Raw genomic sequence first — 14,362 nt, 5'->3', positions numbered from 1 at the left:
GGCGGCCCCGTCAGACGATCGGCTCGTGGACGGTGACGAGCTTGGTGCCGTCCGGGAAGGTGGCCTCGACCTGAACGTCGTGGATCATCTCGGGGATGCCCTCCATGACGTCGTCCCTGGTCAGGAGCTTGCGACCGGAGGACATGAGCTCCGCGACGGTCCGGCCGTCCCGCGCGCCTTCGAGGATGTGCGAGGTGATGAGCGCGACCGCCTCGGGGTGGTTGAGCTTCAGACCACGGGCCCGGCGCTTCTCGGCGACGTCCGCCGCCACATGGATCAGCAGTCGTTCTTGCTCGTGCGGGGTCAGCTGCACGTCCCACCTCACAGTCGTCGCTCCGGGCCGTGCGGGACCCGGTTGCCGCGGCCACGGGGCAAAGTGCCAGGTGGCGTGGATCGGCAGGCTAATTGGACCGCGTTTCGGGCACGTTAACCGAGGTGTGATCCATCGGGCCCCTCGCCGCGCATGCCCGTCAGGGCCCGCAGGCCGTCCTGGAGGACCTCGACCGGGGCGGGTCCGAAGAGGGACTGCTGCGCGATGAATCCGAGCACGGCGGCGATCATCGTGCGGGCCACGTGGTCCGGTGCCACGTCCGCCCGCATCATGCCGGCCTCCTGGTAGCCCTCGACGACCCTCCCCCAGGCCGCGCGGACCGAGCCGTACCCCTCCCCCAGGAGGGCCGCCAGCTCCTCGTTGCGCAGGGTCTCCGTCCACACCTGGATGACGAGCCGCGGAAAGGCGGGCCGGCCGTCGACGACCAGGGACTCACGGGCGGCGAGCGTCCTGCCGAGGACCGAGGCGACGAGTTCGTCCGGCGGCGGGGGCGGACTCAGTCGCGCCGCCTCCTCGAAAGCCTCGCGGACGGAACCGAGCGTCTCGGCGACGATCGCGCCGATCAGCTCCTCCTTGCCGCTGAAGTACCGGTACACCGCACCGGCCGAGAGGTCGACCTCCTTCAGCACGTCCTGCATGGACGTGGCGTGGAAGCCGTTGCGGGCGAAGCAGAGCGCGGCGCCGTCGAGGATCTGGCGGCGGCGGGCGTCGAGATGTTCCTGGGACACGCGAGCCATGATCCCCAACGTAAAACGAATATTCATTCTTGACAAGACGCCGCGACGGGAGCACGGTGAGAACACAGCAAAAACGAACGATCCTTCTTTTTGCAGTCCAGGTCCCGCTCGCTTCAGGAGACCCTCATGCCTTCCCGCAACCGCCATGTGATCGCGGTCGTCGTCCTCGTGCCCGTCCTGGCCGCCCTCGCCCTGTGGGCCTTCGCCTGGCCGGCCTCCCGCATCGCGCCCCGCGACCTGCCGCTGGGCGTGGCCGGACCGCCCGCCGCGGCGGCCCAGGTCGAGCGGCAGCTGGAGCGGCACGAGGGCGCCTTCGAGATCCACCGCTACGCCGACGAGGCCGCCGCCCGGGACGCCATCGAGGACCGGAGCGTGTACGGCGCGGTCGTGGTCACCCCGCAGGGGCCCGAGTTGCTGACCGCTTCCGCGGCCAGTCCGGTCGTCGCCCAGTTCCTCCAACAGGCCGTGGGCCGACAGGCCGACGCCCAGGGCACACAGGTCAAGACGGTCGACGTCGTAACCACCCCGGCCAGTGATCCGCGCGGTGCGGTGCTGAACGCCGCCGCACTGCCGCTCGCCCTGGCCGGCATCGCGGCGGGCGCGGCCGTCACCCTGCTGGGGCTGCGCGGCTCCCGGGCCGTGATCGCGCTACTCGGCGCGTCCGCCCTGGTGGGTGTGATCGCGGCCGGGATCGCGCACAGCTGGCTCGGCGCGCTCAGCGGCGACTGGTGGACGGAGGCATCGGCGCTCGGCCTGTCCACACTGGCCGTCGGCGGTGCCGTCGCCGGACTCGCCGCCCTGATCGGCCCCGCCGGCACGGGCGTCGGGGCCGCCCTGGTGATGCTGATCGGCAACCCCTTCTCCGGCGCCACCTCGGCCCCGCAGATGCTGCCGGAGCCGGCCGGGGCGATCGGCCAGTGGCTGCCGCCGGGTGCGGGGACGAGCCTGCTGCGCTCGGTGTCGTACTTCGACGGCGCGGCGGCGACCGGGCCCGCCCTGACGCTGACCTGGTGGGCGGTGCTGGGCCTGGGGGCCGTGCTGCTCGGCGGATCGCTCAGGGCCCGTAAGACGGGCAGTGCGCCCGCGGCCGAGCAGCGGGAACTCTCGGCCGTCGGCTGACTCCGCCCGTACGCCCCGGAGGTGACCGGGGAAAGCGACCGTGCGTCCCCGCCGTAGCGGACGGGGGCGCACGGTCTCTCCGTCCGTCTGTCCGACTCTGGACCGGGCCGAGGGTCCTCACGTCTGTCCGGCCCTAGGCCGGGCCGCCCTCCGGTGCTCCGCGGCGATGCAGGAGGCGGTCGAGTGCGGCCTGGTAGACGGGATCATCCCGGCCGCAAGGCACACCCTCGCCCCGCCGACCGGCCAGTGAGGACCCGATGCTCCCGCCCGAACTGCCGCCGCTGCCCGCTCTGACCCGCGTCGAGGCGGGACTGATCGACCGTTACCTCGGCGTGGTCGACCTGCTCGGCCGCATCGACCCGGCCCGCGACGGCGACACCTACCGCGGGCTGCGTGCCACCCAGGCCCTCGTCGGCAAGGCGACCGCGCTGCGTGACGCCTTGGCCCTGATGCACCAGCGGGGCGAGGCGGAACTGCACGCCGCCACCCCGGCCCGGGCGCTGCGGGTGCTGGACCACGAGCGGCGCACGACCCGGCTCACCCTGTCCCCGGAGTCCGTCAGTTGACGCGCGAGCCTCGACCCGGATGCCCGACGCGACTCGAAGCGTTGGCAGTTGAGTTGAAACGGACCAAAAGACGTACCCCTGTTCGGAGTAGGCGGAGGACCAATTTTGGGACCCTTCCGGTTGCGCAACGCGCGTAGCCTCAGGGCGGAATGAGGCATTCCGCTGCTGGTCCGACGGTCCGCGAACCCGTGAACAGTGGCGCGAACGCACACGTGTCCACCCGAACGGGTGAGTGGTGAGTAACAACACAAATCCCCGGTTCCGTTGGGAAATCCGGACAGGCATGCGCCAAGATCCCTGTCTGACGACAAGCCCCCGCCGCTGTGGCGGGGCGATCCGGGCGGACGCCGAGTCCTGCCGCCGCCCGGATGACCGGTCGACAGGAGTGGATCGGCAGGAGTGGAGGACCCGAGCACGACGGGTCGCCGGGACGGTCACGCCATGACCGGATCCGAGCAGCCCTTGGGGTGAAGCCGCGTCAGCGGCCGGGCAACTTTGTCAGCCCGAATCCGACAGGTCATCCTTCACAGGCGGCTGACGAAGGGTTGCGCATGACTGCGCTCAATCGTGTCCCGTCGCTCATGGCCCGAGCCGGCACCGCCTCGGCGCTCACCATCGCCGCGGTGGGCGGCTCGATCGTGGCACCCGGCTTCGCCTCCGACGCCGCAGCGGCCACGCCGGCGACCAAGGCACTCCAGATAGCGGCCTCGAAGAAGGGTGCACCTTACAAGTACGGGGCCACCGGTCCGCACCGGTTCGACTGCTCCGGGCTCACGCTCTACTCGTTCAAGAAGGCCGGCAAGAAGCTCCCCCGCACGGCTGCCCAGCAGTACAACAAGACGCGCCACATCTCCGCCAAGAACCGCAAGGCGGGAGACCTGGTGTTCTTCCACTCGGGCAGCAACGTGTACCACGTCGGCATCTACGCGGGTAAGAACAAGCTCTGGCACTCCCCGAAGAGCGGGGACGTGGTGCGGCTGCAGAAGATCTGGACCAAGAGCGTCTGGTACGGGCGCGTGAAGTGATCCGCCCGGCGTGCGGCGGCGTCCTTGACGCGCCGCCGCACGCCGGAGCGTGACACGGGCTCCTGTGGATACCCGTGATGTCATGGCCGAGCACCGTCCTTGCACCGCGCGCAACGAGACTCCGCTGCAACGCGCCGACCGCAACTTCGTCGAGCTGCTCCAGGAACTCCGCGTCACCCAGACGGGTGTGCAGATCCTCTTCGCCTTCCTGCTGTCGCTGGCCTTCACCTCGCGCTTCGGGGACCTCGACACGGTCCAGCGCGTCACCTACGTCATCACGCTGCTGCTGGCGGTCCTGGCCGCCGCGTTGTTCACCGCGCCGGCCGCGCTGCACCGCTCCCTCTTCCGGCAGGGCGCCAAGCCGCGCATAGTGCAGGTCTCCTCGCGCCTGGCCACGACCGGTCTGAGTGTGCTGGTGTTCGCGTTCAGCGGTTCGGTGCTCCTGGTGGTCGACGTGACCACGGGCCGTACCGGTGGCATCGCCGCGGGCGTCGCGACCTTCCTGGTCTGCGTCGGGCTGTGGGGGGTGCTTCCGCGGCTGGTGCGACGGGCGGGGCTGCACGGGGAACGGAAGGGGGCCGAGGAGGCCGCCGGGGAGGATCCGCAGGGGGCCGGGATCAGGGTGCCCGCACCGCTGCGGCGCACTGTCCGGCAGCCGTCAGGGGTTCGAGGGGCGGCAGCGCACCGGGAGGCATCGACTCGGCACCGGTGACGGCCGCGGGCAGATCCGTCAGGTCTTCCAGGTTCTGTGGTGACCGGCTACGGCTCCTGCCGGCCCGCCGTCGTCACCGGCCGGACCGGAACGGCCCACGGGAGTTCGATCGAGATGGTCTTGCCGCCCTCGCGGGTCGGGCGGATGCGCAGTCTGCCGCCGCACTCGGCGGTCAGCCAGCGGATGATGACCAAGCCGCGGCCGTTGTCCTGCTGGACGGCTGCGGGCAGGCGTCTGGGGAAGCGTGGGTGACTGTCCGTGACACCGATGCGCAGCTGTTCGTCGCGGTCCAGCTCGAGGCCCACGGTGAAGGTGGGCGACTGGCCGAAGGTGTGCTGGACGGCGTTGGTGGCGAGTTCCGAGATGATGAGCCGGACGGTGTCGGACACCTCCGTGTCCGCCGGCAGGCCCCACTCCGCCAGCGTGCTCACCACGTAGGCACGCGCTGCGGAGACCGAGGCGGGATCGCTCGGCAGAGTGACGGATGCTTCCAGATGGTCTGCCATGGCGACGTCGTCCCTTTCCCACGGGACCGTAGCCCGACACGGAGCGGATGGTTCGAGTACGGTCCCGGACTGGTGCTTCGTCGTCAGACTGCCACCAGAACACCCGTGAAGGTCGGCGATCCACCAAGATGTGCATATATCTGTCGCTCAAAGCGGTGAACTCTGCGACGCGAGACCGTATTTGGGTGGCTCCGAAGGAGTAAGGAGAAGCCCATGCAGCACGGTCCCGCGGTGCGCCGCCGGAAACTGGGCGCCGAACTGCGTGCGCTGCGCTCCTCGGCGGGGCTCACGAGCGGTGAGGCGGCCCGGCTGGTGGGTTGGCACCAGTCAAAGGTCAGCCGGATCGAGACGGGCACGAGCGGGGTGAAACCGGCCGATGTGCGGTTACTTCTGGATGCCTACGGCGTGACGGACGCACAACTCCGCGAACTGCTCATGGTGTTGGCGGGCGCTGAGGACAGCGACGGCCGGCACCACTGGTGGCACGCCTACCGCGGGGTACTGCCGCCGACCTACCGGGACTTCATCAGCCTGGAGTCGCAGGCCGGCGCGATGCGCACGCTGGAGACCGCCGTCGTCCCGGGGCTGCTCCAGACCGCCGAGTACGCGCGCGCGGTGACCCGGGCCGCGGTGGAGGGACTGCCGGAGGATCGGCTCGACACGCTGGTCGAGGTGCGGTTGGCCCGGCAGGACGTGCTGCGCGCCGATCCGCCGCTGAAACTGAGCGCCGTGCTGGACGAGGCGGTGCTACGGCGGGAAGTGGGCGGGCCCGGGGTCATGGCCCGCCAGCTGGAACGACTGGTCGAGGCGGCCCGGTTGCCCCAAGTACGCCTGCAGGTACTGCCGTTCGCCGCCGGGGCGCACATCGGCGTCACCGGACCTTTCGTTATCTTCTCATTTTCGAGCACTTCCGATCTGGATGTGGTTGTTCTCGACCACTTGACGAGTAGCCTCTACCTCGAACGGAAAGAAGACCTCCAGGCCTACACGGAGGCCTTCAACGCCCTTCAGATCCACGCCCTTTCGCCCGAGGACTCGTTGGATTTCATCGCCGGGACAGCCGCCGGCGCGTAAGGAGGCACCATGCGTGCACTGCCTCGTCACGTCCCCTCAAGCATCGAACTGCACGGTGTGCGGTGGTTGCGCAGCAGCTACAGCACCGGCGCGAACAACTGCGTCGAGACCGGGTGCCCTGATGCCCCGCCCTGGGCCGGACTGCTCGCCGTGCGCGACTCCAAGGACCCGGCCGGGCCCGCGCTGCTCTTCTCCGCGGGGAGCTGGCAGGCCTTCACGGCCGGGGTGGACCGCATGTAGGCGCGCTTGCAGGCGCGCTCGATCAGACCGTCATCCCGTCATCGCGCGACGCACGGCCGTGTCACGCCGACTCACGGCCGCGTCTCGCCGATCAGCCGTACAGCGCGTTCGATCTGCTGACCGGTCAGGTCCGCGCGTGCGGTCAGCCTGAGCCGTGAGATGCCGTCCGGCACGGAAGGGGGCCGGAAGCACCCCACGGCCAGGCCCGCCGCGCGGCACTGTGCCGCCCAGCGCACGGCGTCCTCGGGAGAGGCCGCCCGCACCGAGACCACCGCGGCGTCCGGACGGACCGCTTCCAGACCCGCGGCGGTCAGGCGTGCGTGCAGTTCGCCCGCCACTGCGCGGGCCCGTGCGGCCCGCTGCGGCTCGCGGCGCAGCAGCCGCAGGGCCGCCAGGGCCGCCCCCGCCGCCGCGGGTGCGAGCCCGGTGTCGAAGATGAAGGTCCGGGCCGCGTTGACCAGGTGGTCGACGACCCGCGCCGGGCCGAGGACGGCTCCGCCCTGGCTGCCGAGCGACTTGGAGAGGGTGACCGTCGCGACGACATCGCCGGCGCCCGCGAGGCCCACGGCGTGCGGGGCGCCACGGCCGCCGTCACCGAGAACGCCCAGCCCGTGGGCGTCGTCGACGACCATCCCGGCGCCCTGCCCCCGGCAGGCCTCGGCGAGCGCGGTGAGGGGGGCCGCGTCGCCGTCGACCGAGAAGACCGTGTCGGACACCGCGATCGCCGTGCCCTCATGGGTCGCCAGCGCCTTGCGCACGGCGTCCGGTTCGGCGTGCGCCACCACCTGGGTGGTGCCGCGGGCCAGCCGGCAGCCGTCGATGAGCGAGGCGTGGTTGCCCGCGTCCGAGACGATCAGGGATCCGTGGGGGCCCAGCGCGGTGACCGCGGCGAGGTTGGCGGCGTAGCCGGAGGAGAAGACGAGGGCCGCCTCGAAACCGCAGAAATCGGCCAGTTCCCGCTCGAGTTCGGCGTGCAGTTCGGTCGTCCCGGTGACGAGCCGGGAGCCGGTCGAGCCTCCGCCCCAGTCCCGCGCGGCCCGGGCCGCCCCCTCGGTGACCTCGGGATGGCGCGCCAGCCCGAGGTAGTCGTTGCTCGCCAGGTCCAGGAGCGGCGAATCGGCCGGACGGGGGCGCAGAGTCCGTACGAGTCCGGCGCGGGCCCGCAGCGCCGCCTGCTCGTCGATCCAGCCGAACGCCATGGGTGGTCTCCCGGGGAATTTGTAGGCAGTGCACAGACACTAGCGGGACCACCAGCAGGTCAGTGTGTGGCAATACCCACACCTCGAAGCGACTCTGTTGTACGAACTCTCCTTTGCCCCGGGCGCCTCCTTAGGACAGGATCGGCTCCCATGGACCTGCTGAACACGCTGGTGGACAAGGGGCTTCGGCGCGAGCTGCCGACCCGCGACGAGGCACTGGCCGTCCTCGCGACGTCCGACGACGACCTGCTCGATGTGGTGGCCGCGGCCGGAAAGGTGCGCCGGCACTGGTTCGGCCGACGGGTGAAACTGAACTATCTCGTCAACCTCAAGTCCGGCCTGTGCCCCGAGGACTGCTCCTACTGTTCGCAGCGGCTCGGCTCGACGGCCGGGATCCTGAAGTACACCTGGCTGAAGCCCGACCAGGCGTCCGACGCGGCGGCGGCCGGGGTGGCGGGCGGGGCCAAGCGGGTGTGCCTGGTGGCGAGCGGGCGCGGCCCGACCGACCGGGACGTGGACCGGGTCTCCGAGACGATCAAGGCGATCAAGGACAACAACGAGGGCGTCGAGGTGTGCGCCTGCCTCGGACTGCTTTCCGACGGCCAGGCGGAGCGGCTGCGCGAGGCCGGCGCCGACGCCTACAACCACAACCTCAACACGTCCGAGGCCACGTACGGCGAGATCACCACCACGCACACCTACGAGGACCGCGTCGACACCGTGCAGAAGGCGCACGCGGCCGGTCTGTCCGCATGCTCCGGGCTGATCGCCGGCATGGGCGAGACGGACGAGGACCTGGTGGACGTCGTCTACTCGCTGCGTGAGCTGGACCCGGACTCGGTTCCGGTCAACTTCCTGATCCCGTTCGAGGGCACCCCGCTCGGCAAGGAGTGGAACCTGACGCCCCAGCGCTGCCTCAGGATCCTGGCGATGACGCGGTTCGTCTGCCCGGACGTCGAAGTGCGGATCGCGGGCGGGCGCGAAGTCCATCTGCGCACGATGCAGCCGCTCGCGCTGCACCTGGCCAACTCGATCTTCCTCGGCGACTACCTCACCAGTGAGGGCCAGGCCGGCAAGGCCGACCTGGAGATGATCGCGGACGCCGGTTTCGAGGTGGAGGGCACCGACCAGGTGACGCTGCCGGAGCACCGGGCCGCCGGGGGCTGCCACGACGGTGGCGGCGTCTGCGGTTCCGAAGGTGGCGGAGCCTGCGGCTCCGACGCCGCGCCGGAGGTCTCCGAGCCCCGTACGGCCGCGGACGCCCGTACCGACCTGGTCGCCGTCCGCCGCCGGGGCGCCGGAACGGACCTCGCGCCCAATGCCTGACCTGGCGGTGCCCGAGCTGCTGGAGCTCGACCGGCGGCATGTGTGGCACCCGTACGGTCCGATGCCCGGGCGGCAGGAACCGCTCGTCGTGGAGTCGGCGAGCGGGGTACGGCTGCGGCTCGCCGACGGCTCGGGAGCGCAGAGCGGTCCGGGTGGTTCGGGAGGACCGAGCGGTCCGGGGGCGCCCGGCGGTTCACAAGTGCCGGACGGTCCGCGCGAACTGGTCGACGGGATGTCGTCCTGGTGGTCGGCGATCCACGGCTACAACCACCCGGTGCTCAACGAGGCCGCCCGCGAGCAGCTCGAGCGGATGTCCCACGTGATGTTCGGCGGGCTCACCCACGAGCCCGCCGTGCGGCTGGCGAAGCTCCTCGTCGACCTGTCACCCGAAGGCCTCGAGCACGTCTTCCTGGCCGACTCCGGGTCGGTGTCGGTCGAGGTCGCGGTCAAGATGTGCCTGCAGTACTGGCGTTCGCTGGGCCGTCCCGCCAAGCAACGGCTGCTGACCTGGCGCGGCGGCTACCACGGCGACACCTGGCAGCCGATGTCGGTGTGCGATCCGGAGGGCGGGATGCACGGCCTGTGGACCGGCGTGCTCCAGCGTCAGGTGTTCGCCGGCCCGCCCCCGGCGCAGTACGAGGACGCGTACGCCGAGCAGTTGCGGTCGCTGATCGAACAGCACGCCGGTGAACTGGCGGCGGTGATCGTCGAGCCGGTGGTGCAGGGCGCGGGCGGGATGCGGTTCCACTCCCCCGCCTATCTGCGGGTGCTGCGCGAGGCGTGCGACGCGCACGACGTGCTGCTGGTGTTCGACGAGATCGCGACCGGCTTCGGCCGTACGGGTGCGATGTTCGCTGCGGAGCACGCGGCCGTCACGCCGGACGTGATGTGCGTGGGCAAGGCGCTGACCGGCGGCTACATGACCATGGCGGCGACCCTGTGCACCGCGCGGGTGGCCGACGGCATCTCGCGGGGCGAGGTGCCGGTGCTCGCCCACGGGCCCACGTTCATGGGCAACCCGCTGGCGGCGTCGGTGGCCTGCGCCTCGATCGAGCTGCTGCTCGGCCAGGACTGGCTCGCGGAGGTCAAGCGGATCGAGGCGGGGCTGCGGGACGGGCTCGCGGCCGCGCGGGACCTGCCGGGCGTGCAGGACGTCCGCGTCCTCGGCGCCATCGGCGTCGTCCAGCTGGACCACGCCGTGGACATGGAGGCGGCGACGCGAGCTGCCGTGCGCGAGGGCGTGTGGCTGCGGCCGTTCCGCGATCTGATCTACACCATGCCGCCGTACGTGACGGGCGACGCGGACCTGGCGAGGATCGCGCGCGCCGTGTGCGCCGCGGCGCGGGAGGGATGACATGCCGGTACTGGTGATCACGGGCACGGGCACGGAGGTCGGCAAGACGGTCGTGACCGCCGCCGTCGCGGCGACGGCGCTGGCGGCGGGCCGTTCGGTGGCCGTGCTGAAGGCCGCCCAGACGGGCGTGGGGCCGGACGAGCCCGGGGACGCCGCCGAGGTGGCGCGCCTGGCGGGCCCGGTGACGACGGCAGAAGTGGCCCGGTATCCCGGGCCGCTGGCCCCGGCCACCGCGGCGCGCCGGGCCGGCCGGGCGCCGGTGCATCCGCAGGAGGTCGCGGAGGCCGCCGCCAAGCTGGCCACCGAGCACGACCTGGTGCTGGTCGAAGGGGCGGGCGGGCTGCTCGTACGGTTCGACGCGGCCGGAGGGACCCTGGCGGACGCGGCCCGGCTGCTGTCGGCGCCGGTGCTGGTCGTGGCGCCCGCGGGTCTCGGCACCCTCAACAGCACGGAGCTCACGGCGCGTGAACTGCGCTCCCGGGGGCTGGAACCGGCCGGGATCGTGATCGGCAGCTGGCCCGCGGCCCCGGATCTCGCCGCGCGCTGCAATCTCGCGGACCTGCCGGACGTGGCCGGAGCGCCGCTGCTGGGCTCCGTCCCGGAGGGGGCGGGCGTCCTGCCCCCCACCGCCTTCCGGGCGGCGGCGCCGCAGTGGCTTGCTCCCGGACTGGACGGTTCCTGGGACGCGGAGGCCTTCCGGGTACGGGAGGCGCCCGAGGCGTTCTGAGGGGCCCGGCTGACGCGTGGTGAAACCGAAGCGGCCGTGATCGCGTGTTCGACCACGTAAGTGATCGCCTTCGAAGGGACCACCTTGTACACGAACGGATCACGCCCGTCCCGCCGCACGGCCCTCACGATCGGCACGGCCGCCGCCGCTCTCGCCCTGGGCGGCGGCACCGCACACGCCTCGACCGCCACCGGCGGGGCGACCGCGCGGTTACGGGAACTGGAGCGGGAGCACACCGCCCGGCTGGGCGTGTACGCCCGCAACCTGCGCACGGGCCGGACGGTGGCCTACCGGGCCGACGAGCGCTTCCCGATGGCCTCGGTGTTCAAGACACTGGCCGCCGCGGCGGTGCTGCGCGACCTGGACCGCGACGGCGAGTTCCTGGCCCGGCGCATCCACTACACCCAGGCCTGCGTCGACGCGTCGGAATACTCCCCCGTCACCAAGGACCACGTCGCGACCGGCATGACCGTCGGAGAACTGTGCGACGCCACCCTTCGCTTCAGCGACAACACCGCTGGCAACCTGCTGCTGAGGGAGCTGGGCGGCCCGACCGCGATCACGCGCTTCGCCCGCTCGACCGGTGACCGCGTCACCCGGCTCGACCGCTGGGAGCCCAAGCTCAACTCCGCGGAGCCGTGGCGCGTCACCGACACGACCTCGCCGCGTGCCATCGGCCTGACCTACGCCCGGCTGGTGCTCGGCGACGTGCTCGAGCCCCGGGACAGGGCCCGGCTCACGGAATGGCTGCTGGGCAACACCACGAGCCTGGAGAGGTTCCGCAAGGGTCTGCCGGCCCGCTGGCTGCTCGCCGACAAGACGGGTGGCGGGCGGTACGGCAGCAACAACGACGTGGGCATCACCTGGCCGCCGGACGGTCCGCCGATCGTGATGTCGGTGCTGACCACGCAGCCGGAGGAGGACGCCGAGGCAGACAACCCGCTGGTGGCCCGGACGGCGGCGCTGCTGGCGGCGGAACTCGCCTAGCGGCGGACCCGAACCGAGCGGGCCCCGGTCACGGCCCGCTCGGGGCCGGGTCCTCCCGCGAGCGGTGAACAGGGGTGCGGCGGGCTCGCGAGGGGGAGAATCACCCCACAGCGCAAGGCCGACCTTGTCAGGGAGGTTCCCATGCCGCTCCGCTCCGGCAAGGTGTCACGGGACGCCGTGCACCATCCGCTGTTCGCCCGCTGCTACGCCCGGATCAGCGTGGCCGCCGAGGCCCGGATGGGCATGGGCCCGATACGCGGGAGACTGCTCGGCGGGCTGGCGGGACGGGTGATCGAGATCGGCGCGGGCAACGGGCTGAACTTCGCACACTATCCGGGCACCGTCGCGGAGGTCGTGGCCATCGAACCGGAGCGGCGGCTGCGGCGGCTGGCCGTGGAGGCCGCTCTGCGGGCCGAGGTGCCGGTGGACGTGGTGCCGGGAGCGGCCGAGGCGCTGCCGGTCAAGAGCGAGGGCTTCGACGCGGCCGTGGTGTCGCTGGTGCTGTGCAGTGTGCGGGACGTGCCCCGGGCGCTCGGGGAGCTGCGGCGGGTGCTGCGGCCGGGCGGCGAGGTGCGGTTCTTCGAGCACGGCCGGGGCGGCGGCCGGGCGATGACCTTCACCCAGCAGGCGCTGGACCGGACGGTGTGGCCGCTGCTGAGCGGGGGTTGCCATGTGGCGCGGGAGCCCGTGCGGGCGCTGCGGGACGCCGGGTTCGAACTCGGCCCCTACCGGCAGGTGCTGATGCCGGCGGAGGGGCCGCAGCTGCCCACCTCGTACTGCGTGCTCGGGACCGCGTGGCGCCCGGCCGGCGGGTGATCACAGGCTCCCCGTGGCGCCTGGGTGATCACAGACTCCACTGCCGCAGCTCCTGCTCGATCTCCCGTACGGACGCCTCGCCGCTCTTGACCAGCCGGGCGAGGTCGCGCACCTGCTCGGGCGAGGTGATGACCTTGACGCCGCTGGCGACGAGGTAGGCGTAGGCGACGGCGGAGGCGAACAGGGCGTTGGAGCGTTCCAGCGCGGGGACGTGGATCAGGAGCTGGAGCAGGGCGGCGGCGCGGGCGTGCGGGCTGTCGTAGACGGGGACGTCGAACACGGCGGCCTGGTGGCGGGCGACTGCGGCGACGAGTGCTCCCCAGTCGGTGACCTGGGGGTCCCCGGGGGTCTTGTGCTCGGCGAGCATCAGCAGCCAGGCGAGGTCGATCTCGAGGTTGTTCAACGGTTCAGTGGCGACCTTCGCGCGTGCCCTCGCGGTCCTCCCCCACTCGCGGCTTCGCTCGAGCGGGTGCACCTCCACCGAACTCCTCGGCGAAGACGGACTCGTACTGCTTCATGAAGTCGGCGGCGGCCTCCACGAAGGTGTGGCCCACCTCGCCGGTGTCCTGTCGGACCAGCTCCTCGATGTAGCGGTTGACGCTCATCCCGCGGGCCAGGGCGCGTTCACGGGCGGCGCGGGCGGTGCCCTCGTCGACGCGCACGTTCAGCTGGGTCTTCGCCATACCCCGAAGCTAGCGCTAAGGCGCTAGCACCGGCAAGGGCGGTGTCCGACCCGCGGAGGATACCGAGTGTGGGCCGGGTCACATTACTCTCGGGCAGGGTTGGGGCCCTGCACGTCCACCCGGAGGAGGCGGCCTTGTCCACACCTGCTGCGCAGCACGCTCCCGGCCTCGCGCCGGCCGACGGGATCGCTGCCCGCGCCCGCGGCCTGACCAAGGCGTACGGCACGGGTGAGACGACCGTGCTCGCACTCGACTCGGTGGACGTGGACGTCGTCCGGGGCCGCTTCACCGCGGTGATGGGCCCGTCGGGTTCGGGGAAGTCCACCCTGATGCACTGCCTGGCCGGGCTCGACAGCGTCTCCGCCGGTCAGGTGTGGCTCGGTGACACGGAGATCACGGGACTGCGGGAGCGCGAGCTGACGCGGCTGCGCCGGGACCGGATCGGGTTCATGTTCCAGTCGTTCAACCTCATCCCGACCCTGAACGCGCTGGAGAACATCACCCTGCCGATGGACATCGCGGGCCGCAAGCCTGACGCGAAGTGGCTGGACCAGGTGATCGACACCCTGGGCCTGCGGGACCGGCTCGGGCACCGGCCCTCGCAGCTCTCCGGCGGGCAGCAGCAGCGCGTGGCCTGCGCGCGGGCGCTGGCCTCCCGGCCCGAGCTGATCTTCGCGGACGAACCGACCGGCAACCTGGACTCGCGAGCCGGCCTGGAGGTCCTCGGTTTCCTGCGCGAGGCGGTGGACCGGCTCGGGCAGACCGTCGTCATGGTCACCCACGACCCCGGCGCGGCCGCCCACTCGGACCTGGTGCTCTTCCTCGGGGACGGCCGGATCGTCGACGAGATGCGGCGCCCCACCGCTGAGGCGGTCCTGGAGCGGATGAAGAGGTTCGACGTGATCCGCACCCGCTCCGAGGACGTCGGCACCCCGGTGCCGGGCGAGGAGAACTGAGCCC

General features: G+C 71.8%; 18 protein-coding genes and 1 riboswitch. Of the genes, 12 read left to right on the top strand and 6 right to left on the bottom strand.

The genetic code is table 11. The features are described from left to right. Nucleotides 1-10: 10 nt before the first annotated feature. Both AB0B29_RS24305 and AB0B29_RS24300 read right to left on the bottom strand, forming a co-directional pair. The gene (locus AB0B29_RS24305) at nt 11-313 is read right to left on the bottom strand and encodes an urease subunit gamma (protein WP_104781970.1); all 303 of its coding nucleotides are present in this window, start codon (nt 311-313) and stop codon (nt 11-13) included. Between the two features lie 113 nt (nt 314-426). Beyond that, complete coding sequence (locus tag AB0B29_RS24300; protein ID WP_362243395.1) at nt 427-1,068, bottom strand: TetR/AcrR family transcriptional regulator; 642 nt, start codon at nt 1,066-1,068, stop codon at nt 427-429. Between the two features lie 126 nt (nt 1,069-1,194). Between AB0B29_RS24300 and AB0B29_RS24295 the strand changes: the two genes are divergently transcribed. The 4 genes from AB0B29_RS24295 (at nt 1,195) to AB0B29_RS24280 (ending at nt 4,490) form a co-directional block, all read left to right on the top strand. Then, nucleotides 1,195-2,187 (top strand): ABC transporter permease, encoded by a 993-nt coding sequence (locus AB0B29_RS24295; protein ID WP_362243393.1) that lies wholly within the window; start codon nt 1,195-1,197, stop codon nt 2,185-2,187. 257 nt (nt 2,188-2,444) lie between these two features. Further along, nucleotides 2,445-2,753, top strand: a complete 309-nt coding sequence (locus tag AB0B29_RS24290; RefSeq protein WP_362243390.1) for a hypothetical protein — start codon at nt 2,445-2,447, stop codon at nt 2,751-2,753. A 348-nt stretch (nt 2,754-3,101) separates the two neighbouring features. Then, nucleotides 3,102-3,301, top strand: a riboswitch (cyclic di-AMP (ydaO/yuaA leader). Between the two features lie 3 nt (nt 3,302-3,304). Then, entirely contained in the window at nt 3,305-3,778 is a 474-nt protein-coding gene (locus AB0B29_RS24285; RefSeq protein ID WP_362243388.1) for a C40 family peptidase, read from the top strand. Between the two features lie 82 nt (nt 3,779-3,860). Beyond that, complete coding sequence (locus AB0B29_RS24280) at nt 3,861-4,490, top strand: DUF6328 family protein (RefSeq protein ID WP_362243385.1); 630 nt, start codon at nt 3,861-3,863, stop codon at nt 4,488-4,490. A gap of 47 nt (nt 4,491-4,537) precedes the next feature. Here AB0B29_RS24280 and AB0B29_RS24275 read toward each other — a convergent pair whose 3' ends face one another. Further along, on the bottom strand, nt 4,538-4,996 hold the full coding sequence (locus tag AB0B29_RS24275) for an ATP-binding protein (protein WP_362243383.1): 459 nt from the start codon (nt 4,994-4,996) through the stop codon (nt 4,538-4,540). A 213-nt stretch (nt 4,997-5,209) separates the two neighbouring features. On the opposite strand from AB0B29_RS24275, the gene AB0B29_RS24270 reads away from it, so the two are divergent. Both AB0B29_RS24270 and AB0B29_RS24265 read left to right on the top strand, forming a co-directional pair. Further along, complete coding sequence (locus AB0B29_RS24270) at nt 5,210-6,070, top strand: helix-turn-helix domain-containing protein (protein ID WP_362243380.1); 861 nt, start codon at nt 5,210-5,212, stop codon at nt 6,068-6,070. A gap of 9 nt (nt 6,071-6,079) precedes the next feature. Next, on the top strand, nt 6,080-6,310 hold the full coding sequence (locus AB0B29_RS24265; protein ID WP_362243377.1) for a DUF397 domain-containing protein: 231 nt from the start codon (nt 6,080-6,082) through the stop codon (nt 6,308-6,310). A gap of 71 nt (nt 6,311-6,381) precedes the next feature. Here the strand turns inward: AB0B29_RS24265 and AB0B29_RS24260 are convergent, their stop codons facing one another. Continuing rightward, nucleotides 6,382-7,509, bottom strand: a complete 1,128-nt coding sequence (locus AB0B29_RS24260; protein WP_362243374.1) for an 8-amino-7-oxononanoate synthase — start codon at nt 7,507-7,509, stop codon at nt 6,382-6,384. Between the two features lie 150 nt (nt 7,510-7,659). On the opposite strand from AB0B29_RS24260, the gene bioB reads away from it, so the two are divergent. The 5 genes from bioB to AB0B29_RS24235 all read left to right on the top strand — a co-directional run bounded on the left by bioB (nt 7,660) and on the right by AB0B29_RS24235 (nt 12,719). After that, nucleotides 7,660-8,835, top strand: coding sequence for a biotin synthase BioB (bioB, locus tag AB0B29_RS24255; RefSeq protein WP_362243372.1), 1,176 nt, complete (start codon nt 7,660-7,662; stop codon nt 8,833-8,835). Further along, nucleotides 8,828-10,189 carry an adenosylmethionine--8-amino-7-oxononanoate transaminase gene (locus AB0B29_RS24250; protein WP_362243370.1) on the top strand — a complete coding sequence of 454 codons (1,362 nt, stop codon included), beginning with the start codon at nt 8,828-8,830 and terminating at the stop codon, nt 10,187-10,189. The genes bioB and AB0B29_RS24250 overlap by 8 nt, the downstream gene beginning before the upstream one ends. A gap of 1 nt (nt 10,190) precedes the next feature. Next, entirely contained in the window at nt 10,191-10,916 is a 726-nt protein-coding gene (gene bioD / locus AB0B29_RS24245) for a dethiobiotin synthase (RefSeq protein ID WP_362243367.1), read from the top strand. Nucleotides 10,917-11,000: 84 nt separating this feature from the next. Further along, the gene (bla, locus tag AB0B29_RS24240; RefSeq protein WP_362243365.1) at nt 11,001-11,903 is read left to right on the top strand and encodes a class A beta-lactamase; all 903 of its coding nucleotides are present in this window, start codon (nt 11,001-11,003) and stop codon (nt 11,901-11,903) included. Between the two features lie 141 nt (nt 11,904-12,044). Beyond that, nucleotides 12,045-12,719, top strand: a complete 675-nt coding sequence (locus AB0B29_RS24235; protein WP_362243362.1) for a class I SAM-dependent methyltransferase — start codon at nt 12,045-12,047, stop codon at nt 12,717-12,719. A gap of 28 nt (nt 12,720-12,747) precedes the next feature. Here AB0B29_RS24235 and AB0B29_RS24230 read toward each other — a convergent pair whose 3' ends face one another. Together AB0B29_RS24230 and AB0B29_RS24225 are read right to left on the bottom strand one after the other, a co-directional pair. After that, the gene (locus tag AB0B29_RS24230; protein WP_104781954.1) at nt 12,748-13,122 is read right to left on the bottom strand and encodes a fic family toxin-antitoxin system, toxin component; all 375 of its coding nucleotides are present in this window, start codon (nt 13,120-13,122) and stop codon (nt 12,748-12,750) included. Between the two features lie 4 nt (nt 13,123-13,126). Further along, a complete protein-coding gene (locus AB0B29_RS24225) occupies nt 13,127-13,402 on the bottom strand; it encodes a toxin-antitoxin system HicB family antitoxin (protein ID WP_104781953.1) in 276 nt (91 codons plus the stop codon). A gap of 134 nt (nt 13,403-13,536) precedes the next feature. On the opposite strand from AB0B29_RS24225, the gene AB0B29_RS24220 reads away from it, so the two are divergent. After that, nucleotides 13,537-14,358 carry an ABC transporter ATP-binding protein gene (locus AB0B29_RS24220; RefSeq protein WP_362243359.1) on the top strand — a complete coding sequence of 274 codons (822 nt, stop codon included), beginning with the start codon at nt 13,537-13,539 and terminating at the stop codon, nt 14,356-14,358. The last annotated feature ends 4 nt before the right edge of the window (nt 14,359-14,362 follow it).

The organism is Streptomyces tibetensis (assembly GCF_040647715.1).
Lineage (GTDB): Bacteria > Actinomycetota > Actinomycetes > Streptomycetales > Streptomycetaceae > Streptomyces > Streptomyces tibetensis_A.
This window is presented reverse-complemented; position numbering and strand designations above follow the sequence as displayed.

Bases quoted from the DNA above. Each gene is read 5' to 3' on its own strand.
- AB0B29_RS24285 (WP_362243388.1), top strand. From the start codon at position 3,305: ATGACTGCGCTCAATCGTGTCCCGTCGCTCATGGCCCGAGCCGGCACC.
- bioB (WP_362243372.1), top strand. From the start codon at position 7,660: ATGGACCTGCTGAACACGCTGGTGGACAAGGGGCTTCGGCGCGAGCTG.
- AB0B29_RS24235 (WP_362243362.1), top strand. From the start codon at position 12,045: ATGCCGCTCCGCTCCGGCAAGGTGTCACGGGACGCCGTGCACCATCCG.
- AB0B29_RS24265 (WP_362243377.1), top strand. From the start codon at position 6,080: ATGCGTGCACTGCCTCGTCACGTCCCCTCAAGCATCGAACTGCACGGT.
- AB0B29_RS24260 (WP_362243374.1), bottom strand. From the start codon at position 7,509: ATGGCGTTCGGCTGGATCGACGAGCAGGCGGCGCTGCGGGCCCGCGCC.
- AB0B29_RS24270 (WP_362243380.1), top strand. From the start codon at position 5,210: ATGCAGCACGGTCCCGCGGTGCGCCGCCGGAAACTGGGCGCCGAACTG.
- AB0B29_RS24290 (WP_362243390.1), top strand. From the start codon at position 2,445: ATGCTCCCGCCCGAACTGCCGCCGCTGCCCGCTCTGACCCGCGTCGAG.
- AB0B29_RS24300 (WP_362243395.1), bottom strand. From the start codon at position 1,068: ATGGCTCGCGTGTCCCAGGAACATCTCGACGCCCGCCGCCGCCAGATC.
- AB0B29_RS24225 (WP_104781953.1), bottom strand. From the start codon at position 13,402: ATGGCGAAGACCCAGCTGAACGTGCGCGTCGACGAGGGCACCGCCCGC.
- AB0B29_RS24275 (WP_362243383.1), bottom strand. From the start codon at position 4,996: ATGGCAGACCATCTGGAAGCATCCGTCACTCTGCCGAGCGATCCCGCC.
- bioD (WP_362243367.1), top strand. From the start codon at position 10,191: ATGCCGGTACTGGTGATCACGGGCACGGGCACGGAGGTCGGCAAGACG.
- AB0B29_RS24280 (WP_362243385.1), top strand. From the start codon at position 3,861: ATGGCCGAGCACCGTCCTTGCACCGCGCGCAACGAGACTCCGCTGCAA.
- AB0B29_RS24250 (WP_362243370.1), top strand. From the start codon at position 8,828: ATGCCTGACCTGGCGGTGCCCGAGCTGCTGGAGCTCGACCGGCGGCAT.
- AB0B29_RS24295 (WP_362243393.1), top strand. From the start codon at position 1,195: ATGCCTTCCCGCAACCGCCATGTGATCGCGGTCGTCGTCCTCGTGCCC.